The sequence below is a fragment of the Mucilaginibacter gracilis genome (genome assembly GCF_003633615.1).
GTDB classification, from domain to species: domain Bacteria; phylum Bacteroidota; class Bacteroidia; order Sphingobacteriales; family Sphingobacteriaceae; genus Mucilaginibacter; species Mucilaginibacter gracilis.
Window position 1 is genome coordinate 5,442,214 of the sequence record NZ_RBKU01000001.1, and the last position, 21,003, is coordinate 5,463,216.

Below are 21,003 nucleotides of genomic sequence, written 5' to 3' on the forward strand. Positions count from 1 at the left end.
GCCTCACATTACATCACCAATACGGCAGCCCCACGTATCTTTCCGCCCCTGACCGCAGCTAAGGCCTCATTTGCCTCATGCAATGGAAAAAACCGGGTTTCTGTCTTTAACTTAATTTCGGATGCCATTTCAAAAAATTCTTCCCCGTCTTTACGGGTCAGGTTAGCCACAGACCGGATAACCCTTTCTTCCCACAATAGGTCATAAGCAAAGGATGGAATATCGCTCATATGTATGCCTGCGCAAACCACACTGCAGCCTTTATCAATATCCTTTAGTGCTTTAGGGATAAGATTTCCTACCGGTGCGAAAATAATTGCGGCATCCAGCCTGACGGGAGGTGCAACACTGGAATCACCGGCCCAAGTGGCACCCAGCCGCGTTGCAAATGCCTGCGAGGCGGTATCGCCGTCGCGGGTGAAAGCATATATTTCTTTTCCCTGGTGCAATGCAATTTGTATCAGGATATTGGCTGCCGCGCCAAATCCGTAAAATCCCAATTGTTTGGCATGCGCCCCGATCATTTTATAAGACCGATAGCCGATCAGGCCTGCACACAGCAATGGCGCAGCCGCAGGAATACCATATTGTGCAGATAAATGAAAACAATATTTTTGAAATGCTACGGTGTATTCAGCATATCCCCCGTCAATCGTATAGCCTGTAAACAAGGCATTTTCGCAAAGGTTTTCCTGGTCCCTCAAACAGTATTTACAATGCCCGCAGGTATAGCCGACCCATGGAACACCAACCAAATCGCCTGTTTTAAAATGAGTAACGCCGCTTCCGGTTTGAACCACGGTACCGATAATTTCATGACCCGGGATAAGCGGGAGCTTGGGATCAGGGAGCTCACTATCCATAATATGCAGGTCGGTACGGCAAACGCCACAGGCAATTATCTTAATGAGCACCTGCTCTGCTGTAGGAACAGGCAGTGGAAGTGTTTTACTTGTTAATGGCTGGCCCGCAACTTCCATTACCATGGCTTTCATGGTTAACGGCAATGGTTGCTGAAGGCTGCCGGCTGAAAGATTACTTGTCATTACTATCCTGATTAGTTATACAAACCTCACTAATTCCATAGCTTAAATGTTATGTAATTCAGTCTATTAGTTACATTATTCACACTTTAGGAATAACCTTGGTTTACCCGGCTTGCCGATAATTCTCAGCGCTGGATTTTTTGAAATCAGAAGGCGTTATCCCGGTGATTTTTTTAAATTGATTGCATAGATGGGCAACACTGCTATAGCTCAACTTGTAAGATATTTCCGTCAGCGAAAGCTTATCGTAAACCAGCAGTTCTTTCACACGTTCAATTTTATGGCTGATCATATAATGTTCGACATTGATCCCCTCTACTTCAGAAAACAGATTGGCCATATAGGTATATTCATGGTTCAGTTTTTTACTTAAGTAAACTGAAAAATTTATACCTAAAGGCTCATTTTCATAATGAATCAACTCAATAATGACCTTTTTGATTTTATCGATGAGCATGCTTTTTTTGTCATCCAATACGATAAGGCCGAACTTTAGTAAACCGGTTCTGAAGTCATTCAATTGGGCACCAGTGAGAGGATCTGTAATTTCGACTTCCCCTAATTTAACTACCGTATGATGCAAACTCATTTTCTTTAACTGTTCCTGTACGACCATTTTGCAGCGAATACAGACCATATTCTTGATATAAATCTTCATCGGGTCGCTGGAAAGAAGTTAGGGTTATCATTAATTTCAAATTCTTGCTGGTGAATAAAAAATCTATTGTCGGCTTCCCAATCGAGCGTAACTCTATATTTCCCATTTCGAAAGCCCGCTAAGGGTATTTCAACAAGATTACTTGCTTTAATATCCAGTAATAATCGTTTTAATGGAAAATCGGGCCATCCGGGCATCATCACCTGGACATGACCCTTAAATGGGGGAGTGAAATTAAATTTTAACGTCTTCATAGGTGATTGTATTGAAATTAGGGCCGATAGATATTAACTCTAAATTCAATATAATTACCTGATGATTAAATGACTACGGACACTTACAGACGTGATCTTGATTATATTAAGATCCTTTTTAAAAGCATGTGAGAAGTACTGTTGAAGTAGCAAACAAAGTTCTGCGCTTAGGTTAGATAGCGCATAATTAGCAAAAAGTCTCCAAGGTTTGTACTCATACTCTAATCATACGATATTGCTATTTTAGAATCTGCCGGTTAATGCTATCCTTTTGCTGCTTTTTTGCCTGGGTTTTAAAGTAACCGCGCACTAAAAAATTATGCTTCAAAGCTTGTACGATCTGATTGAAGCCCTCCGTCCCTTTTTGGACATTATCCATACTGGCATTCAGTTTTTTAGTGATCACAGAATCACGCAAAAGCGCATGCAAAGGCCCCTTCCCGTATGCCAGATCATGATTGATATTACCAGCCATACTATTGAGTTGACCGGTCATCTTATCCGCATTAACACTGGCTGATCTGAGCTTAATTACAGCGATATTTAAATTACCCGCAAAGGCAGTATCGCTTAATAGCAACCCGGCAGCTCCTTTACCCTGTTTGAGATTTACAACAATCTGATTGAGTCCTTTAGTCATCTCGCTGGCGTTGCTGCTGGCATTATTGATGTTTTTTAGCGATGACCTTAAGCTGATCCCGATATTTTTATCATTCAGGACATTAAAGATGGCGCTGGTGTCTAATTTTAAAATAGTAGTTTTTAACACTTCTGATATCGTTGCAATATTATTGTTGGTCTTCGAAAGCGTCTGTAGCATTTGATCCATACTGGTCAGTTTTTGAGCGGCAAGCAAATCTCCGCTTTTTACTACCGGGCTGTTTGTTTTTACCGGCTGTATATTTATTACCTTATTCCCCATCAATCCCTCTGTACCAATGGCCGCTTCTGCATTCTCATGAATATAGGCAGTTACTTTGCTGTCGATAAGCATACTTACCTCTATGGTGGTGTCATTAACAATGTTTATACTTTTCACCGTTCCCGCCTGTATGCCTGAAAAAAGCACATTATTACCTTCCATCAAGCCGTTTAAATTGTTAAACCGTGCTTTTAGCACAAACTTGCTTCCAAACATGCTTGTGTTATTTCCGATCATATAAAAAGAAACTATCATCACGATCAAGCCGGCTATTACGAATACGCCCAGTTTGATATTATTTTCACTTTGTTTTGCCATGATCTATTGTTCAAAGAATTGTTTTATTTTTTCATCAGCTGAATGTGCGAGTTCCTCATAAGTGCCATCCGCGTAACACTTACCTTCTAATAGTAAGATCACCCTGTCTGCTATATTTTTGACACAGTTCATATCGTGTGAAATAACAATGGAAGAGGTATGGTATTTCTTTTGCAGTTTCAGGATCAGACTGTCAATCTCCCTTGAAGTAACCGGATCGAGCCCGGTGGTCGGCTCATCATACAAAATGATTTCCGGCTTCAGGATCAGGGTCCTGGCAAGCGCCACGCGCTTAAGCATTCCTCCGGATAGTTCCGCAGGCATCATATCGACCGTGTTTTTCAAGCCAACATTCTCCAGTGCTTCAGATACCATCTGGTTTACCTGTTTTTGTGTTAGATCGATCCAGTGCCTGCGTAATGGAAATTCCAGATTTTCACGAACGGTCATAGAATCATAAAGGGCATTGGCCTGGAAAAGGAAACCGATCTTGGTTCTGACCCGGTCCAGCTCATCAGGGCTTAACCCGGGTACGTTGTCACCGAATACCAGTATTTTGCCGCTGTCTGGTTTCAACAGCCCGATAACGCATTTAATGAGTACGGATTTCCCTGCACCCGACTTTCCCAATACGACTACGTTTTCTTCCTGATGCACCGTCAGGTTGAAATCTTTCAACACCACATTCTTTCCAAATTTTTTAAACAGGTGCTCAATGACGATCACCGGCGCTCCTTTAGCCACATGATCTTCAGGGCTTAGTTCATCTTTTGCTGCTGTTGCCATACCCATTAATTTAAGCCTAATATGTTTGTGAACTGAACCGCCAGGAGGTCGATAATGAATATGAGGACAGAAGATAATACGACGGCAGAATTGGCTGAAACGCCAACACCCTGTGTTCCCTTGCTGGAGTTGAACCCTTTATAACAACCGATGATGCCCACCGCGAAACCAAAGAAAAAGGTTTTGGTAATCGCCGGTAAAATATCGCTGAAGCTCAGGCTTTGGAATACCTGTGTAAAAAAGAAATGCAAGCTGGTTACGGAGCTGAGGTTGACCCCAATATAGGCTCCGAATAAGGAAATGGCATCGCCCAAAACAGTTAAAATTGGAAGCATTAAGGTTGTTGCCAATACGCGGGTAGCTACCAAGTATTTATAAGGATTTGTGCCACTCACTTCCATAGCATCTATTTGCTCTGTTACTTTCATCGAGCCCAATTCAGCGCCGATGCTGCTGCCTATCTTCCCGGCAAAAATTAAAGCGGTGATCACCGGCCCAATCTCTCTCACAATGGCTATACCTACCATAACCGGTAGTTCTGACTGTACGCCATAACTTACGAGCGAGGGCCGCAACTGCATGGTTAATACCAGGCCCATGATGAAACCGGTAAGGCCGATCAGCGGAAATGATTTATAGCCAATGGTATAACACTGGCCGAGCAGTTCCTTAACTTCAAACCTGGGCCTTAGCCCATGTGAAAAAAAGTGACCGGTAAATTTGGCCATGCTACCTGTTTCATCTAAAAAACTACGTGTATCTTCGATTAAAGCCATTTTGTTATTTTTAATATTAGGGTATCTATGACCATTTCATATGCTAATTTGTTTCGTAAAATCCTTCACCGGAAATGATCATGCGGGCAAGCCGGTCATCAAGGCTATAGATATCTTTTCTAAAGTTTAGCAATCCCCTTCGATCAGTAAAGGCCGTGAAATAGGTAATAAAGACAGGAACTTTATGCTCCAAGCTCACATACTGTTCTTTACCAGAATTCATAGCCCGCTTAATTTTGATCCCACTCCATTTATTATGGTTTTTGAGCAGGAAAGCGGCCAATTTAGCTGGCTCCATAATACGGATACAGCCATGACTAAAATCCCTGGTTGTTTCGCCAAATAAAGATTTTTTAGGAGTATCATGTAAATAAATATTGTAGCTATTGGGAAACAGGAATTTCACCAGACCGAGTGAGTTCTCCGGTCCGGGCTTTTGCCTGACTATTGGAAGCCCTTCTTTGTAGCCGGTAATCTCCATCTGATGCCGCAGAAGATAATCAGGTGATTTTTTAAGGCCGGGAACAACCTCGGCTCGCACGATACTTTGCGGTATGTTCCAATATGGACTGAAAACAACATATTTGATTTCCCCGTAAAAAATGGAAGTTTGATGAACCTTCTGCCCTACAACTACGGGACAGCTCCATAAAAGGCTATCTGCATGGTATACATGGAGGGTAAATCCAGGGATATTTACTGCCAGGAAATCGGCATTCAGCGACACAGGTAACCAGCGGGCTCGCTCCATATTAACAAGAATCTGTTTGATCCGGATTTTTAATGGCACATTCATCGCCATTATAGTTTCTTTATTCAACCGTCCGCTGGTATCCAGCCCGTTCCTGTATTGGAATTGCTTCACCGCGATTATCAGATCGGCATCGTATGACTCATTGAATGTATCGCCCTGAAAATCCTCTAGCCTGAGTAACCGGATTTTGATTTCTTTTATGGCTGCAGAAGTGTCGCCTGGTTTTAAGTTTACACTTTTAGTATCGACGGGGTTCCATTCATCCGCAGCATCCAACGAGCGGTATATCTTTAAGAAATGCCTGAGCAATTCATATTGCCGGTAAACCGGTTCATTGGCGAAGAAAGATTTAGCTGGGGCTTTTAGTAGGCTATCTAAATATTGATCGTAGGCTATTTTTTTTCTTGGCACATACCATCGCGATGAGTCACTTGCGGAAGTCCCCATGCCCTGCCAGGCAAGCCGGGAGAATGCAAAGTATTGCGAAGTAAGCATGAGCTCCAATATAACATCAGGCCTTATTTTACCCGTACTTATATTAATTCCGTATAACAGCGAGTCCAAAACTGCCTGGTAAGGGAGTATTTTATAAACGCCATCATTTTTAAGATCCATAGTTCGGTTCGACAAGTTGTCTGCTTGCTCGATTAACCGGCCATCCTCAAACCAGGCAAAAGTAAATTTTCTTTTGCTATAAAATTCCTGCACAAGATCTTCGTAGGAGTTTAAATCCGGGTATTTTTCAAAAAAAACTTTTACTTGGGTGCTGTCAAAATATTCTTTTGACTGGGCACTGAAATTGCCGGGAATGGTTTGGTTCCAGTCTGTCGCTAATGAGTCTTTTTTAGCAGGCGTTTTACCCTGCTGAGCGCAGGCATCGATGAAAAAGCTGATAAATACCAGGATAAGGTAAAGGATTTTTGCCTGTCGGTAATTGAACATTATGAAATCATGGTTTTCATTGCATCAAATAATACATCAATATGATGATCGCCCTTATACATTGGAATCGTTTTTTTATCGAGTTCCAATAATCCGTAAACTGCGGTCTGCGCAGTTCTTACAGAATATTCTACGGTGAATACCACGTCGTCGGGCACTTCTGCGAACTGCCCGATAAAGGCGATGTTTTCCGATATTTCTGGTATAACCTGCGGCCTGTCGCCCGGTGCCCGTATTAAAAACTGACTGGTGATGTACGGCAACATGCAGGGAATGCAGTTAGCGGTTTTCAGTAGCCGGTCGTTTAACGTGTCAAATTGAAGGTGGGAAAATAATTCGGTCAGTATTTCGGTACCGCTACAGTCGGCCATTTTCTTTTTTACAAAGTTTCCCTCATTATCGGGGAACAAGCCATACCCCCAAAAAACGGTCACGTCATCAGGCTGGCCGATGAAATGAGGCTGGTAGGCTAAAACAATTGACATCAGCCAATTGGAGTCCTTAAAAGTTACCAGGCCGCCGGTTCCGGCGTCATTGCCCGAAAACGTTTTCATCCGTTCAAAAAAGTCTGTACCCTGGCAAGTTACCGTAAATGATTCCCATTTTGATTCATCGACATGGTTGTCAAATACCGACGGATGACCGAATTGGTCACTGTGTTTTGCAATGGCTTCCCATAATTTCCAGCTGCCGTCACGTTTATCAGTAATGAGTTCGGGGGCAGCATGCATCGATCCTAAACTTGAATCAGCAGTCATTGAGCCAATGGTTACCAGTACCATATCGTTTACGCCAATCTTTACAGATTTCTTTTTTCCGCCATCAATTAAATGAATTTGCTGCACGGTCAGCTTTTCGCCCGTTAATGAGAAATCCAGATCAGTTACGCTGACACCTATTTGAAAATGAACGCCCTGCTGTTTTAACCAGTTGATTAACGGCTTGGCTAAAGAATCAAATTGGTTATAGGGCGTCCTGTCTACGCCAGCTAAAGTATTGATCCGTTTAAACTCATGGATAAAACGATGTAGATAACGTTTAAACTCCACAGCGCTGTGCCAGGGCTGAAAGGCGAACATGGTATCCCACATAAACCAGAAGTTGGTCTTGAAAAATTCCGGGGCAAACCATTCATTGATGCGTTTGATGCCCAAATGGTTTTCGCCTACAGCCATCATCTCGATCAGATCAAGTCTGTCCTTATTGCTAAATCCCATTGACGAAACATCTAATATATGGCCGTTTTCCACTACCCGGGCCTGTGAATGGGTTTTAATATTCCGGTTGAAGGCCTTAATTTCATCCAGTACCATGATGCCCGGATCGGACAGCGATGGAATAAATGAAAAAAGATCATACGTACACAGGTAGCTGAAATTCAGCATCCTGCCGCCACGCATCACGTAACCATCTTCCGGGTTACCTGCACTATCAAGACTGCCGCCAGCAACATTCAGCTCTTCGTAAATTATGATATTATCAGGATTAATTTGGCCATCTCTTATGAAATAAGCAGCACTTGCTAAAGATGCGATACCGCCGCCGATAAGATAGACCTTCCGGTGTTGAGTCGGGTTAACCCGTTTTTTATTTAGATTATTCATTAATAGCGATCGAATTAAGTTTTGATAGAAACTAAGATTAGCAGAATCCGTAATGCATGGCCTGACTATTTGATATCACCAATAATTAGCTCATTATTTACTACACATACGCCAGGGGCATTCCAGGCCATCTTTTCAGCTACATCTCTTTGATAGAAAGAATGAACGGTACCCTTCAAGGTGACTTTATTCCCTGATACACAGACTTGAATATCCTGGTTATTCAGTGCCCAGTTGCGTGCGATCGCCTGTTCAATTTCCTCTTTTTCAATATCGTCAGGATTATCGGTTTCAATTTCAATATGGTTGGTAAGCACTTTGATGCCTTCAACAGTACTCGCCGACTGTTGCGCCGCTTGCTTCTGATGGTTCCACTCCAGCTTACCATCAAGTGTAACATGCCCATCTTCAACTTCAATCTGTATGCGATCAACCGGAATATCCTCGTTTGCTTTTAAGGCACTTAATACCCCAATAGCTATTTCCGCATCGCTTTTTTCATGATCCGCATTCAACTGAATTTCAATTTTTTCCACCAGTGCTTTAACACCGCCTATTTTTTTGGTGGTGTTCACAGCTGCTGATTTCTTAATAAAGCTATCGACAATTCCCGAAAGCGTAATGACACCCTCATTAGCCTCAACGGCGATTTTAGTTTGTTTAAGCAAAGGCTCCCACTTGATGGCATCGATTACATCGATCTGTAGTTGATGGTTAGTTTTCATTGGCGTAAGGGTTAATCAAGTTCTTAACAAATGCTGATTTTCAATTGGTCATCTGCTACCAGGTAAATCGGCGTTAAGTGATTTTTTTCGTTCCTGGTAGTCATCACATGGTTAATCTTGTTTAATGTCAGTTGACTATCACTATACAAATCTGATGGCTTTCAGGTATTTAATTGTTATTCAATTCTTACTATTAGTTACATCATTCACACTTTTTGGAGAAGGCGGGGGGGGATAGGTTATTAGCATCAGCATCAAACTGATTACATGAGCGGTCACTTTACCGGTGATGCCAACGGTAGGATGGAAGCGGTGATTTTTTGTATTTGATCATAAACTTTTTCACGAATGCTGGTTCTTTCATTCATCCATTGAGTTTCAATATTTCGCAGCACTGCTTTTTCATCGTCGTTAATTTCAATATCCATGCATTCCGCATGCAGACAGTCGATCGCAACATTCATGTCATGAAAATCCCCCAAAACAATGGTAAATGAGTCGATTTGCGCTGGAGTTGACAGTAAAGCAAACGATGATAATGTGCCAATACCTATGGGGATGTAAGGAGATAGGTATAATAAATTCTTCAATTCCTTTCTGATTTCATGTAATGCTACATCGGTAGGAAATATCGGTGCAATTAATTTTTTTAGTGCGTCTTCCTTCGAGGCGATAAATTTTTCGATATCTCCCTGGCTTAACTGGTGCGGTAATAAGTCCACAAGGTTCAGTTCTTCTTTCCCAAAAGGCCCATAGCTGCTTATAAGTTTATTAAGCTTCTCAATAGCATGTAGTATTTTGTATGATAGTAAAGCCAGATAAGTTTGCGGAAGCGCCATATTTTTGCCGGTCAATGTTTCCCGGATGCAACGATCCTGCATTTGTAGTGTACGGATAGTTCCTGATAGTTTATAAAGATCCGCGATATGACGGGGAACACAAATCGCGTGATGGTGGCCTTTTACACGCTCCATTAAAGACAGGCACGCCTGTAATTTTTTTACCTTTACGCGAAATAACCGGATGTCATTTTCCCGAAAATGTAACCTGACCTGATCATAGGCAGTGTTTAACTTTTCAAATCTTTTTCGGATAATACCGTCAATTTCCTTGTGCTTCATAGGTATGATTTTAAAAAGAACCGTCCATTCATTTGTTACCTGTTTTTAAGCTATAAAAGATTAATGCTTCCTAAAAGCAGACTTGCTTAAAGCAACTCCCTTAAATACTGAACCAGCCCATCTCCTGTCCAATCGCCGTCAAACTTTTCACCATTAACATAAAAGGTGGGCGTTCCGCTTACGCCACTTCTTAATCCACTTTCGATGTCAGCGTCAATTTTCGAGGTAAGTGCCTGGCTTTGTATATCCTGCCCAAAGCGATCCATATCGAGACCAATCCGCCTGGCATAGGAAAATAGTTCATTTTCGCTTAGGTATGCCTGGTTTTGAAACAACAGATCGTACATTTCCCAAAACTTGTTTTGCAGCGCGGCTGCTTCCGCGGCCAGGGCTGCATCGAAGGCATCCGGGTGTATGTCTGTTAACGGAAAGTTCCTGAAAACAAAGACAATATCTTCGCCCATTGCCTGTATGACATTATTTACTGCCATGTAAGAATCGCCGCATGACGAACACTGGTAATCACCATACTCCAGCAGCACTAAAGGAGCCGCCTGAATTCCGAGCATGTGATCCCGTTTAGTAATCGGGTTTTTAAGGGCTGAGTTCATTGTCTGTTTTAATTGAGTGATTTAAAAAACAGGGTAGCTATTTTTAGCGTGCCCATTTCACATTCGTGTAAAATTGCGCCTATTTCAATCGATAAATATTACTGAATTCTGAAAATATGTTACATCATTCACACATCAGAGAAATGATAAACCCACTTGGTGGCTGAAAAAGAGTTTTATAAATGTGTGAATGATGTAACCAATTCCCATAGTTATATAACAAGTTTACGGTATGACCCGGCATATTTGTGCGGACAAAGCAAATGGAAAAAAAAGACCAAGGGCAGCTATATAAAAATTCCTATTAACGATCTAACCAAATGAAAACGATACTATTCCCGACCGATTTCTCAAAGAACGCTATCCACGCGGTTAAATATGGTTATTACCTTGCACGGCAGATAAAGGCGGATATTGTTTTATTCAATGCTGTAATTATACCGGCCGAAGCACCGCAGGCGGGATTGGTAGTGTGGCCAATGGAAGAATCTGATATACTGTTAAAAGACAGTACATCAGAATTAGTTAAACTCAAATCGTCTATTGAAAAAAGCAGGGATCAATCAGGTTTTTTACCATCTGTAAGATGTTTAAATCAAACAGGCATCTTAACGGCCGTTGTCAATGAGGTCATCTCAGGTGAGAAAATCGACCTGGTTGTTATCGGAACACATGGCAGCAGCGGAATAACTACGCTATTATTGGGAAACCATATCAGGAATATGATTGATAGCGTCACACGTCCGCTGTTACTGATACCACCCGCAGCAAAATTGTCACCGGTTAAAAAAATTGCGTTTGCTACGGACTTTAAAAATCCCGAAGGTGATATTTTATCAATTTCTGTATTGGCTGAACTGGCTACGCCACTCAACGCTGAAATAATACTAACACACATTTATGAAGAGGAAGATAAGAAACCCGAATTTCAGCAATGGATCAAGCGGTTTGTAAAGGAGCTCCCCGAAAAGGTACATTTTTCAAATATTAAGTACAAAATGTATAAAAGTAACGGTGCGCAGTCAGGTCTGGAATGGCTCTGTAACAACGGTCGGGTCGATATGCTCGCCATGGTACATCGCTCACATAATTTTATTGATAGTCTTTTCAGGGGAAGCGAGACACAAAAAATGGCACATCAGATACCAATTCCTTTGTTGGTTTTTCCAGATAGAACCTAAAATCATGGGAACGGATCAATACAAAGCCTTTTGGCAATTTAGCCAGGAGGCGGCTTTCAAAATGTTGAACACCGGTGAATCCGGCCTGGAGGAACAGGAAGCTGCCAAAAGAATAGGGGAGTATGGAAGCAACACGATAAAAACTAATTCCCGATATTCTGTCTTTTTTTTGTTTTTAGCTCAATTTAAAAGCCCCGTGACCATCATGCTGATCGTAGCGGCGCTACTGTCCGCGTCTTTGGGCGATGTAATGGATACGGTTATTATTTTAACGATTGTACTGATCAGCAGTTTCCTTGGTTTCTGGCAGGAAAAAGGCGCAGCAAATGCCGTAAAAGAATTGCTGAAATTAGTACAGTTGCATTGCGATGTTTTACGTGGCGGAAAGAAAAAGGAAATAACGGTGGAAGAAGTGGTACCGGGTGACCTGGTTATCTTATCCGCAGGCGATCTTATTCCGGGTGACAGCTTATTGATAAACTCCCGGGAATTGTTCGTTGACGAGGCCGCCTTTACAGGTGAAACCTATCCTGTTGAAAAACTTTGTGGTGAACTGCCTGTCGATACCCCACTCTCTAAAAGAAGCAATGCTTTGTTTATGGGTTCCCATGTCATCAGTGGTAAAGCAACAGCCCTGGTAATTAAAACTGGCGTTCAGACAGAATTTGGCAAGATTTCCCTGGGCTTACAATCTAAAGCACCCGAAACAGATTTCGAGAAAGGCATACGTAAATTCGGCTATATGCTCATGCAGATTACCTTGTTAATGGTGCTGATCATCTTTGCGGTCAATGTGTTTTTACATAAACCTGTGCTCGATTCTTTTTTATTTTCCCTGGCGCTGGCCGTTGGCCTCACCCCGCAGTTATTACCTGCAATCATCAGTGTAAATCTGTCTACAGGCGCAAGGCGTATGGCGAAATTGCAGGTGATCGTCAAACGGCTTTCGGCTATTGAGAACTTTGGTGCCATGAATATCCTTTGTTCGGACAAAACAGGAACAATAACAGAGGGAAAAGTAAATCTGAAGGATACCCTGGATATTAATGGGGTGCACAGCGACAAGGTAATGCAATATGCCTGGCTTAACGCTTCCTTGCAGCAGGGATTTCATAATCCGATTGACGAAGCCATAGCTTCAGGTTATAAGGGACCACCGAATACCTTTAAAGTCCAGGCAGAAATCCCTTATGATTTTATCCGCAAGCGATTGACGATACAGGTAAACAACGAAACACAAAATATCGCTATCACCAAAGGAGCTTTAAAAATTATCTTGTCCATTTGCACACAGGTTGAAACCAGTGACGGAAAAATTGGTCCCATCGAAGACAAAGAAAAGTCGATACTCCAGCAATATGACAAGTTAAGCGAAGCCGGCCTGCGTACCTTGGGAGTTGCCTATAAACCCGGCGAAGCCGCTCATGACTTTACCCGGGAGGACGAAAAGGAAATGACTTTTTTGGGTTTTGTGACCTTGTTTGATCCGCCCAAAGCACATGTAGCTGAAATTTTAAGCAACCTGAATAAGCTTGGGGTCGGGCTAAAGATCATCACCGGCGACAACGCCCTGGTAGCAAAAAGCCTTGCATTACAGATCGGTATTAAAAAACCACAGATACTGACCGGAGCCGCATTGCAAAAAATGAGTAATGCAGCCCTGATCCATCAGGCCCCGTTGACGGATATTTTCGCGGAAGTAGAGCCGAATCAAAAAGAACGGATCATTGTTATGCTCAAAAAGGCCGGGAAGGTAGTCGGCTTTATGGGAGATGGCATCAATGATGCCACGGCGTTGCATACTGCAGATGTGGGAATCTCTGTAAATACAGCGGTTGACGTGGCCAAAGAAGCGGCAGACATTGTATTGTTGAGCCAAGACCTGGATGTGCTGACAAAAGGCATTGTTGAAGGCCGGCGGACCTTTACCAATACCATGAAGTATATCTTTATGGCTACCAGCGCCAATTTTGGAAATATGTTTAGCATGGCCGGAGCTTCGCTTTTTCTGCCATTTTTACCTTTGCTACCCAAGCAGATCCTATTGACCAATCTGTTAACTGACTTCCCTGAAATGGCGATATCAACCGATAAGGTTGATGAGATCAATATCCAATCGCCGCAACATTGGGACATGCGTTTTATCAGGCGTTTCATGCTCACCTTTGGCCTGTTAAGTTCCGTGTTTGACTACGTCACTTTTGGTATTCTATTATTATTTCTGCATGTAAAGGAAAAGACGTTTCAGACAGGATGGTTCATCGAGTCAGTCATATCTGCCATCCTGATTGTATTGGTTGTACGGACCAGACTACCCTTCTTTAAAAGCATGCCTGGCAGATATCTGTCGGCTGCGACTGCTTTTGTTTTACTTCTGGTATTAGCACTACCTGCCACACCTTTAGCATCGTTATTTGGGTTTATTAAAATACCTGTAACACTATATGGCTGGATGCTGTTGGTCGTCATTTGTTATGTAGCAGCAGCGGAACTTGCCAAAAGATGGTTTTACAGAAAATTAAATAAAGGAACCGCAAAGTAAATATGGCAGTTGCCTGGTTTGTTCTACTTAAAGAGTTGGCCCATTTAATCAATCCTCTTTTTAATGTGTGAATGATGTAACTTTTAAAGTTATTGATGTAATACGCCTTTCCTAGACTATACTCACATTTGAATATATTAAACAGTGTTGATCTTCTTTAATATCGTTGTCGCCTTTAATGATTCTTACCATATACTTTATTATAAAACAATGCTGTTGACCGAAGTTTACAAACCCGCCATTTATTCAGTAAGGCTCCCATTAGATAATAAAAACCGAGAAGTTACAGATGAGACGATCCCGAAACCTATAATTCTTTATACACCCGATAGTGAACCCCAGGAGGAAACACAAACTGCCTTATCCACATTTAAAATATTCACGATAAAGTTTAATTACTTAGCGCTGATACATCACACTAAAGTGATGAAGGTAAAATATGGAAGTAGTAATCATATTTACAAAGTTGTGCTTTTTAGCATATTAAGCCCTGGGGCATCAATTTGTTGGTTTGAACATTTGCCCCATAACTGGGTAAGTCTTTTAGGCAACGGTATGGATTATGGTTTAAAGGAGGCCATAACCGCCGCCATCGAAAATCAGGAAGAATAAGCTCGAAACAAAGCTAATAGCTGAATCCTCTTTAAGGGTTAAAACAGGGTCAAGCTACCTTATTAATTTCACTATACTTAAAAATGGAAATACTTCAGGCCAACATGCTTAACATCATACGCGAAAAATGTTCATCCGGCTGGAGTCTGGAAGTATTTGGGAATCATATTATCGTCAATGTACTTCGGAAGGAGGATAATTTCAGGCCGGTTTTCGCCTTGGTAAAGCAAACTATCACCCGATGTGTAAAAGAGCATTTTCCGGAAAGAAATGATGATGTATTATTCGAGGTAAGGAATGGTTCCTGGAATTGTAGTTTTAAGATCGTAAAAACATTGTTTGGACGTTAAAACACCACATCTTTAAGCCCATAGACCTGGTTCTGATTGAGCGGTGAATGTGTGAATGATGTAACTAAATTAAGCTTTTGTATAACATCAGCTGACTCATGTATTCCCACCTTTAGCAAAATTAGTTGTCTACACATCCACTTATATTAAAAACGCTATGATTCCTAAAACAATGAAAGCCGCCGTTATCCGTGGATTCGGGCAGCCTTTACACATTGAGGAAATGCCGGTCAAAGAGCCTGGCGAAAATCAAATCTTAGTTAAGGTGATCGCCTGTGGTGTTTGCCATACCGATCTGCACGCCTGCCAGGGAGACTGGCCCGCGAAACCAATGATGCCGTTAATTCCCGGGCACGAGGCATTGGGATATGTGGTTGCTTTAGGACGTGGCGTGAAGCATATCAAGGAAGGTGACATTGTAGGCGTTCCATGGTTATACAGCGCCTGCGGCAACTGTGATTATTGCTATACCGGCTGGGAAACGCTTTGCGAAACTCAGCAAAATGGCGGTTACAGTGTCGATGGTGGCTTTGCTGAATATGTTGTTGCCGACGCCGGCTATGTGGCCCATTTTCCTCCAAATATCAATTTCACAGAAATGGCTCCTATTATTTGTGCAGGAGTAACCGTGTATAAAGGTTTAAAACAAACTGATGCAAAATCAGGAGAATGGGTAGCCATTTCAGGTATCGGGGGCTTAGGCCACCTGGCTGTTCAGTATGCCAAAGCTATGGGCTTCCACGTGGCAGCCATTGATATTGCTGACGACAAGCTGGCACTGGCAAAAAGCCTGGGTGCCGATCTGGTAGTGAATGCCAAAGAACAAGACCCGGGTACATTTTTGAAAAAGGAAACCGGTGGTATGCACGGCGTATTGGTTACTGCACCCTCACCAATTGCTTTTAAACAAGGGCTTTCGGCACTGAGACGTAAGGGCGTACTCTCCTTAAACGGTTTGCCTGCCGGAAGTTTCGATCTCTCCATTTTTGATACCGTAATTAACGGCACTACTATCCGCGGTTCCATCGTTGGTACGCGAAAAGATTTGGAGGAGGCTATTTCATTTGCTTTAGAGGGCAAGGTGAAAGCCACGGTTCATGCGGCTAAGCTGGAAGATATTAATACGGTATTTGATGATATGAAAAAGGGGGATATCAGCGGCAGGATCGTGCTGGAGATCGCCAAGCCATCATAATACAATAATTCTGAGTTAATTTTTAAAACTACAAATCATGTCCATACAAACAGTTAATCCGAATACCAATAATGTTGTCAAATCTTTTGATGAAATGAGTGACAAAGCAGTTGACGCTGCTGTAGCGCAGGCTGAAAGTGCCTACACTGAATGGCGTAAAACCAGCTACGAGCAACGTGCAGTTCTTCTACATAAAGTGGCCTCCCTGATGCGGGAGAAAAAAGAACAATTGGCCACACTAATTACCCTTGAAATGGGCAAGTTATTTGCACAAGCGGAAGGCGAAGTTATTTTAAGCGCTGATATAATCGACTATTATGCAACAAATGCCAAAAAATTTCTTGGCGACAAGCATTTAAACCCCGAACATGGCAAAGCATTCATTCGCCACAGTCCTATTGGTGTCTTATTTGGGGTGGAACCCTGGAACTTTCCATTATACCAGGTAGCGCGCTTTGCAGCACCCAACATCATGATCGGGAATACTATTTTAGTAAAACATGCGTCAATCGTTCCGCAATGCGGCATCGCCATTGAGGACTTATTTAAAGAAGCTGGTGCGCCCGCAGGACTTTATACCAACTTATTGATATCAGGTAGACGTGCCTCTGCCTTGGTTGCTGATGACAGAATAAAAGGTGTATCCCTTACCGGAAGTGAAGAAGCTGGTGCCAGCATTGCTGCCGAAGCAGGTAAACATTTGAAAAAATCTGTGCTGGAATTAGGCGGCAGTGATGCCTTTATTATCCTGGAGGATGCTGATATCGATAAAGCAGTAGAATGGGCCGTTGTAGGCAGGTTAAATAACAACGGGGAATGCTGTGTGGCAGCCAAGCGTTTTATCGCTGTTGAAGCTATCGCCGACGAATTCCTGGCTAAATTCAAGGATAAATTATCCGCGATCATCGTTGGTGACCCGATGGATCCGAAAACAGAACTAGGTCCGTTAAGCAGCGAAGCGGCCGCAGTACAAATAGAAGGACAGGTTAATAAAGCCGTAGCTGAAGGTGCCACCGTAGTGCTCGGTGGGAAAAGGCCGGAACGCCCGGGAGCATTTATGAATCCGACCATTTTAACTGATATCAAACCGGGTATGTCCGTATATCATGAGGAACTTTTTGGACCCGTGGCATCTTTTTACCGCGTTAAGGATGAGCAGGCAGCAATTAAACTCGCCAATGATTCACCGTTTGGTTTGGGGGGGTCCGTGTTTACGAAGGACGTGAAACGTGGCGAGCATGTAGCAGACCAGATAGATACTGGTATGGTGTTCATTAACCACCCAACCTGGACACAGGCTGACCTACCTTTTGGTGGGACCAAGCGTTCAGGATATGGCCGTGAACTTTCCGAGTTGGGTATCGACGAATTTGTAAACAAAAAGTTAATTCGCACAAGCGCGCTTTCAGATCCATTTTAATCCGCACTACTTGCGGGCAAATTGCAATTTCATATGGGTATTTCCTGACGATGCGAATCCGGGAAATACCTGTAATGAATTTCCTTCATACTTCCTGTGTGTAATTAATGCTTCACTCTTTAAATCTTTTGAAATGTTTGGATATTTAAACGGTTATCTGTTTAAATTAAAGGCAGCGGTGGGCTACACTGTCGTACTATAGTTTATAGGATATATGTGCGATTGAAAACTTATTGTAAATTAGTAACTCTTCTACTCTTTCAATTTTAAGGAAAATCAGTTAGTGCTCAACATTTACTTCCCGACTGCTGAAAATAGATTAGCCGTGTAGGTATAATCATAGTTTAGCTTTTTACTGAAATAATCTCAAATGGAGATTGATGGCCCTCCCTCGTAATGGTATAATAAAACAATTATTTTTTATAATTTTCGATCACCGGGCCGTTCCTGTCATCTAAAACTTCTGAACCAAACTTCCCTCAAAACCGTTTTAACATGCCATTTGCTCTCTAATGATATCTCCTGCGACTTCCACTTCGGATTAAAAACTGTATTATTTGAACAGATAGCTTTTTAAGCTGATATTTAATCATTTATTTACAGCAAATGAAAGGCATGTGTCACTTAAATCCTCATTTCAAACTATTGGTTTAAAAGTTGTCTGACTATATCTACAATTACGTAAAATGGAGGACAGTATCGAATAAATAATAGTTTCATAGCTGTTGATGTTGCCTTTTGGCATTGATCAAATTTGCTGAATATTTTTTTTATTGGGGATGACCATCGTCATCTGCGGTCATGTTTGATATCACAATCAAGTTGTTGCATGATTTTTTTTACGAACCTATTTTTACTTGTCCCTTACGTACGATTTATAGAATGCCTTATCGATTTCTGACACTTCGCGCATGATGAAATACACAGACAAGCTGACAACGGATGCAAAAAAGCACCAAACAGAAACGACATAATTGTCATAAAACACGGTTGTTATGATATAAGAAATAAAAACAGTCAGACTCAATATCCACATCCTTCTAATATGAGAAAAAAGCGGTGGTGCGATTGTCGCAATAATGTACAGAAGGCCGCCCATAACCCTGAGTTTTGCTGGATAAACTTGTTCATAAGCAATATGATAGCAGTTGATGTCGGCGTGCACCGGGTAATGAATTAAACAATAAGTGAGGTACCCGGATACGAGTAAGCCAATGCCAATAAGTATTTTCTGAAATAACCTGCGTGTTTTTGATTTCTCCAGTAGAAGTACGGCAACCGGTAACCACAAAGGCCAGATGATTTGAGCAAAGACCAGGAAGAAATAGGTGATATATTTTTGCAAATGTAATAAGGCAGGATGCGGAAGGATGAGCCATAGCACCCCTTCCGCGATCTGCTGTACCGCAAAAATCAAAGGTATGGCGGCAAATAGAATCTGTGAGGGATGCTGCACTTTTTTTAATGATGCAACACCGATCACGGTTAAAGCAACACCAGCTCCGAAGCTTGCGGTGGCGGAAAAGCACATATTTAGCGGATAAGATAAGCAATCGTTGAAAGGGAAAGAGTGAGTTTTTACTTCACATTATCTTTAAAGATATCTTTTAAAGCCGTACCAAGCTCTTTCGTGTCGTGGTCGAATTCCCTTTTGAAAGAATCATTCTTTGCTTTTACTGATGCGTCGAATTTGGATAAGCTTTTGTTGAATTTGATATCCTGCTGATCCAAATGGGATTGTAATGTGTCTATTTTTTGCCTGGTCTTATTTAGATCGTAAGCAAGTTTTTTCTGATCTCTTTTATTTGTTTTAGCTATACTTAGCTTAATGGTGTCAACTCTTTTATTCATTGCTAAAATCGAACTTTCTGATTGCGCTTTAAATTTTGCCCAATCTGCCTTTGCATCACTTTTTCCAACGCTATCTGCATCAGTAGCTGCGTCCTTCAGCTCTTTATTTCCTGCTTTAAAATTATCGTTAGCATTTTTGAGATCCTTTTTCGAGGCCTGATTACAACTGATGACCGAAATCGAAGCGGCGATAAACGTAAAAATTAATAGTGCTTTTTTCATGGTGATTAATTAACTGAATGTATAACCTTACAAAATTGCCGGATTCTCAGGTGCCGGTATTACGCAATTCCAATTAATAGTTACATGATTCACATATCGGCCAATTAAAAGGCAATACAAATGGCGTTATAGGTGTCTGCTTTGCCGGTATCATCCGAAATTTGGCTATCTTAACCGATGAGCGGCCAATGTGATCAGCGTTAAAAATTAAAAGTGCCGGACTAAGAATTTTAGATTTTCAAATTAGATGGCAAAAACCAACAACTACGTAGAAAAACATTATGTTACCCGTATGGGATGGCTTCGGGCTTCGGTACTTGGGGCCAATGATGGCATACTTTCAACGACCAGCATCGTCATTGGTGTTGCCGCAGCTTCACCTGCCAGGCACGCGATCGTACTTGCTGCTTTAGCCGGACTGATGGCCGGGGCGATGTCGATGGCGGCAGGTGAATACGTGTCGGTGAGTTCCCAGGCAGACACCGAAAGCGCAGACCTAAGTAGAGAACGCGAGGAACTTCACCAAATGCCTGATATCGAATTAGAGGAACTCGCTGATATTTATGTAAAGCGCGGGCTTGATGCCAAACTGGCTCATCAGGTTGCTATTCAGCTCACCAAGCATGATGCCCTTCAGGCACACGCAAGGGATGAACTCGGTATGAACGAGATTACTACAGCAAATCCACTACAAGCTGCCCTAGCTTCCTTGGCGTCATTTACCATGGGGGCACTTTTGCCGTTTCTCGTTTCCATTTTTGCAGCTATAAAATATATGGTGTATCTGCAATATGGTTTTTCAATTCTTTTCCTGATGGTTCTGGGCGCTGTTGCCGCCAGGGCTGGTGGTTCAAATATCGCTAAGGCTGTGCTCAGAATAGGTTTCTGGGGAACGGTTGCAATGGGCGTAACCGCACTGGTTGGTCATCTTTTTGGAGTTAGTGCTTCCTAGATCATATGGGGTTGGTACAATAAAAAAGCTTTTAGATATTTATATTCTGCTAAGCAGTTCACCGCATTTATAAATTCCAATTAAAAAAGTCACAGCGTACTGAATAGCGCTTAACCCAAATGACTATAAAAGCATAGGTGGTTTAAAGCTGATAGCTTGTA

20 protein-coding genes are annotated in these 21,003 nt (G+C 42.1%); 7 read left to right on the forward strand and 13 right to left on the reverse strand.

The genetic code is table 11. The annotated features are described in order from the left end of the window. Nucleotides 1–8: 8 nt before the first annotated feature. From BDD43_RS24110 to BDD43_RS24160, 11 genes are all read right to left on the reverse strand, one after another. Entirely contained in the window at nt 9–1,046 is a 1,038-nt protein-coding gene (locus tag BDD43_RS24110) for a zinc-dependent alcohol dehydrogenase family protein (RefSeq protein WP_121200506.1), read from the reverse strand. 103 nt (nt 1,047–1,149) lie between these two features. Further along, nucleotides 1,150–1,704 carry a helix-turn-helix domain-containing protein gene (locus BDD43_RS24115; RefSeq protein WP_121200508.1) on the reverse strand — a complete coding sequence of 185 codons (555 nt, stop codon included), beginning with the start codon at nt 1,702–1,704 and terminating at the stop codon, nt 1,150–1,152. Then, nucleotides 1,701–1,958 (reverse strand): hypothetical protein, encoded by a 258-nt coding sequence (locus BDD43_RS24120; protein WP_121200510.1) that lies wholly within the window; start codon nt 1,956–1,958, stop codon nt 1,701–1,703. The genes BDD43_RS24115 and BDD43_RS24120 overlap by 4 nt, the downstream gene beginning before the upstream one ends. A 238-nt stretch (nt 1,959–2,196) precedes the next feature. Continuing rightward, nucleotides 2,197–3,198, reverse strand: a complete 1,002-nt coding sequence (locus BDD43_RS24125) for an MlaD family protein (RefSeq protein ID WP_121200513.1) — start codon at nt 3,196–3,198, stop codon at nt 2,197–2,199. A gap of 3 nt (nt 3,199–3,201) precedes the next feature. Beyond that, entirely contained in the window at nt 3,202–3,984 is a 783-nt protein-coding gene (locus tag BDD43_RS24130; RefSeq protein WP_121202103.1) for an ABC transporter ATP-binding protein, read from the reverse strand. A 5-nt stretch (nt 3,985–3,989) separates the two neighbouring features. After that, nucleotides 3,990–4,760: an MlaE family ABC transporter permease gene (locus tag BDD43_RS24135; protein ID WP_008513155.1), complete on the reverse strand. Its 771-nt coding sequence runs from the start codon at nt 4,758–4,760 to the stop codon at nt 3,990–3,992. Nucleotides 4,761–4,803: 43 nt separating this feature from the next. Beyond that, nucleotides 4,804–6,456 (reverse strand): L,D-transpeptidase family protein, encoded by a 1,653-nt coding sequence (locus tag BDD43_RS24140; RefSeq protein WP_121200515.1) that lies wholly within the window; start codon nt 6,454–6,456, stop codon nt 4,804–4,806. Next, the gene (locus tag BDD43_RS24145; RefSeq protein ID WP_121200517.1) at nt 6,456–8,060 is read right to left on the reverse strand and encodes an oleate hydratase; all 1,605 of its coding nucleotides are present in this window, start codon (nt 8,058–8,060) and stop codon (nt 6,456–6,458) included. Before BDD43_RS24145 ends, BDD43_RS24140 begins: the two co-directional genes overlap by 1 nt. Before the next feature lie 65 nt (nt 8,061–8,125). Beyond that, a complete protein-coding gene (locus tag BDD43_RS24150) occupies nt 8,126–8,785 on the reverse strand; it encodes a BON domain-containing protein (protein ID WP_121200519.1) in 660 nt (219 codons plus the stop codon). A 275-nt stretch (nt 8,786–9,060) separates the two neighbouring features. Next, a complete protein-coding gene (locus tag BDD43_RS24155; RefSeq protein ID WP_121200520.1) occupies nt 9,061–9,906 on the reverse strand; it encodes a CHAD domain-containing protein in 846 nt (281 codons plus the stop codon). Nucleotides 9,907–9,992: 86 nt separating this feature from the next. Beyond that, nucleotides 9,993–10,517, reverse strand: coding sequence for a DsbA family protein (locus tag BDD43_RS24160; protein ID WP_121200522.1), 525 nt, complete (start codon nt 10,515–10,517; stop codon nt 9,993–9,995). 320 nt (nt 10,518–10,837) lie between these two features. Between BDD43_RS24160 and BDD43_RS24165 the strand changes: the two genes are divergently transcribed. The 6 genes from BDD43_RS24165 to BDD43_RS24190 all read left to right on the forward strand — a co-directional run bounded on the left by BDD43_RS24165 (nt 10,838) and on the right by BDD43_RS24190 (nt 17,817). Next, a complete protein-coding gene (locus BDD43_RS24165; protein WP_121200524.1) occupies nt 10,838–11,698 on the forward strand; it encodes a universal stress protein in 861 nt (286 codons plus the stop codon). A 4-nt stretch (nt 11,699–11,702) separates the two neighbouring features. Next, nucleotides 11,703–14,240, forward strand: coding sequence for a magnesium-translocating P-type ATPase (mgtA, locus tag BDD43_RS24170; RefSeq protein WP_121200526.1), 2,538 nt, complete (start codon nt 11,703–11,705; stop codon nt 14,238–14,240). Nucleotides 14,241–14,450: 210 nt separating this feature from the next. Then, on the forward strand, nt 14,451–14,852 hold the full coding sequence (locus tag BDD43_RS24175) for a hypothetical protein (protein WP_121200527.1): 402 nt from the start codon (nt 14,451–14,453) through the stop codon (nt 14,850–14,852). An 83-nt stretch (nt 14,853–14,935) separates the two neighbouring features. Beyond that, nucleotides 14,936–15,202: a hypothetical protein gene (locus tag BDD43_RS24180; RefSeq protein ID WP_121200529.1), complete on the forward strand. Its 267-nt coding sequence runs from the start codon at nt 14,936–14,938 to the stop codon at nt 15,200–15,202. A 157-nt stretch (nt 15,203–15,359) separates the two neighbouring features. Further along, nucleotides 15,360–16,397: an alcohol dehydrogenase AdhP gene (gene adhP / locus BDD43_RS24185; protein ID WP_121200531.1), complete on the forward strand. Its 1,038-nt coding sequence runs from the start codon at nt 15,360–15,362 to the stop codon at nt 16,395–16,397. A 37-nt stretch (nt 16,398–16,434) separates the two neighbouring features. Further along, nucleotides 16,435–17,817: an NAD-dependent succinate-semialdehyde dehydrogenase gene (locus tag BDD43_RS24190; RefSeq protein WP_121200533.1), complete on the forward strand. Its 1,383-nt coding sequence runs from the start codon at nt 16,435–16,437 to the stop codon at nt 17,815–17,817. An 853-nt stretch (nt 17,818–18,670) separates the two neighbouring features. On the opposite strand, the gene BDD43_RS24195 is transcribed toward BDD43_RS24190, so the two are convergent. Both BDD43_RS24195 and BDD43_RS24200 read right to left on the reverse strand, forming a co-directional pair. Next, entirely contained in the window at nt 18,671–19,348 is a 678-nt protein-coding gene (locus tag BDD43_RS24195; RefSeq protein ID WP_121200535.1) for a DUF6629 family protein, read from the reverse strand. Between the two features lie 47 nt (nt 19,349–19,395). Continuing rightward, the gene (locus BDD43_RS24200; protein ID WP_121200537.1) at nt 19,396–19,890 is read right to left on the reverse strand and encodes a hypothetical protein; all 495 of its coding nucleotides are present in this window, start codon (nt 19,888–19,890) and stop codon (nt 19,396–19,398) included. Between the two features lie 247 nt (nt 19,891–20,137). Between BDD43_RS24200 and BDD43_RS24205 the strand changes: the two genes are divergently transcribed. Further along, the gene (locus BDD43_RS24205) at nt 20,138–20,842 is read left to right on the forward strand and encodes a VIT1/CCC1 transporter family protein (protein WP_121200539.1); all 705 of its coding nucleotides are present in this window, start codon (nt 20,138–20,140) and stop codon (nt 20,840–20,842) included. Nucleotides 20,843–21,003: the final 161 nt, after the last annotated feature.

Excerpts from the sequence above, each read along its gene's own strand:
- BDD43_RS24160 (WP_121200522.1), bottom strand. The coding sequence starts at position 10,517 with ATGAACTCAGCCCTTAAAAACCCGATTACTAAACGGGATCACATGCTC.
- BDD43_RS24150 (WP_121200519.1), bottom strand. The coding sequence starts at position 8,785 with ATGAAAACTAACCATCAACTACAGATCGATGTAATCGATGCCATCAAG.
- BDD43_RS24195 (WP_121200535.1), bottom strand. The coding sequence starts at position 19,348 with ATGTGCTTTTCCGCCACCGCAAGCTTCGGAGCTGGTGTTGCTTTAACC.
- BDD43_RS24200 (WP_121200537.1), bottom strand. The coding sequence starts at position 19,890 with ATGAAAAAAGCACTATTAATTTTTACGTTTATCGCCGCTTCGATTTCG.
- mgtA (WP_121200526.1), top strand. The coding sequence starts at position 11,703 with ATGGGAACGGATCAATACAAAGCCTTTTGGCAATTTAGCCAGGAGGCG.
- BDD43_RS24130 (WP_121202103.1), bottom strand. The coding sequence starts at position 3,984 with ATGGCAACAGCAGCAAAAGATGAACTAAGCCCTGAAGATCATGTGGCT.
- BDD43_RS24190 (WP_121200533.1), top strand. The coding sequence starts at position 16,435 with ATGTCCATACAAACAGTTAATCCGAATACCAATAATGTTGTCAAATCT.
- BDD43_RS24115 (WP_121200508.1), bottom strand. The coding sequence starts at position 1,704 with ATGAAGATTTATATCAAGAATATGGTCTGTATTCGCTGCAAAATGGTC.
- BDD43_RS24205 (WP_121200539.1), top strand. The coding sequence starts at position 20,138 with ATGGCAAAAACCAACAACTACGTAGAAAAACATTATGTTACCCGTATG.
- BDD43_RS24145 (WP_121200517.1), bottom strand. The coding sequence starts at position 8,060 with ATGAATAATCTAAATAAAAAACGGGTTAACCCGACTCAACACCGGAAG.
- BDD43_RS24165 (WP_121200524.1), top strand. The coding sequence starts at position 10,838 with ATGAAAACGATACTATTCCCGACCGATTTCTCAAAGAACGCTATCCAC.
- BDD43_RS24175 (WP_121200527.1), top strand. The coding sequence starts at position 14,451 with ATGCTGTTGACCGAAGTTTACAAACCCGCCATTTATTCAGTAAGGCTC.
- BDD43_RS24180 (WP_121200529.1), top strand. The coding sequence starts at position 14,936 with ATGGAAATACTTCAGGCCAACATGCTTAACATCATACGCGAAAAATGT.
- BDD43_RS24110 (WP_121200506.1), bottom strand. The coding sequence starts at position 1,046 with ATGACAAGTAATCTTTCAGCCGGCAGCCTTCAGCAACCATTGCCGTTA.
- BDD43_RS24135 (WP_008513155.1), bottom strand. The coding sequence starts at position 4,760 with ATGGCTTTAATCGAAGATACACGTAGTTTTTTAGATGAAACAGGTAGC.
- adhP (WP_121200531.1), top strand. The coding sequence starts at position 15,360 with ATGATTCCTAAAACAATGAAAGCCGCCGTTATCCGTGGATTCGGGCAG.
- BDD43_RS24140 (WP_121200515.1), bottom strand. The coding sequence starts at position 6,456 with ATGTTCAATTACCGACAGGCAAAAATCCTTTACCTTATCCTGGTATTT.
- BDD43_RS24155 (WP_121200520.1), bottom strand. The coding sequence starts at position 9,906 with ATGAAGCACAAGGAAATTGACGGTATTATCCGAAAAAGATTTGAAAAG.
- BDD43_RS24125 (WP_121200513.1), bottom strand. The coding sequence starts at position 3,198 with ATGGCAAAACAAAGTGAAAATAATATCAAACTGGGCGTATTCGTAATA.
- BDD43_RS24120 (WP_121200510.1), bottom strand. The coding sequence starts at position 1,958 with ATGAAGACGTTAAAATTTAATTTCACTCCCCCATTTAAGGGTCATGTC.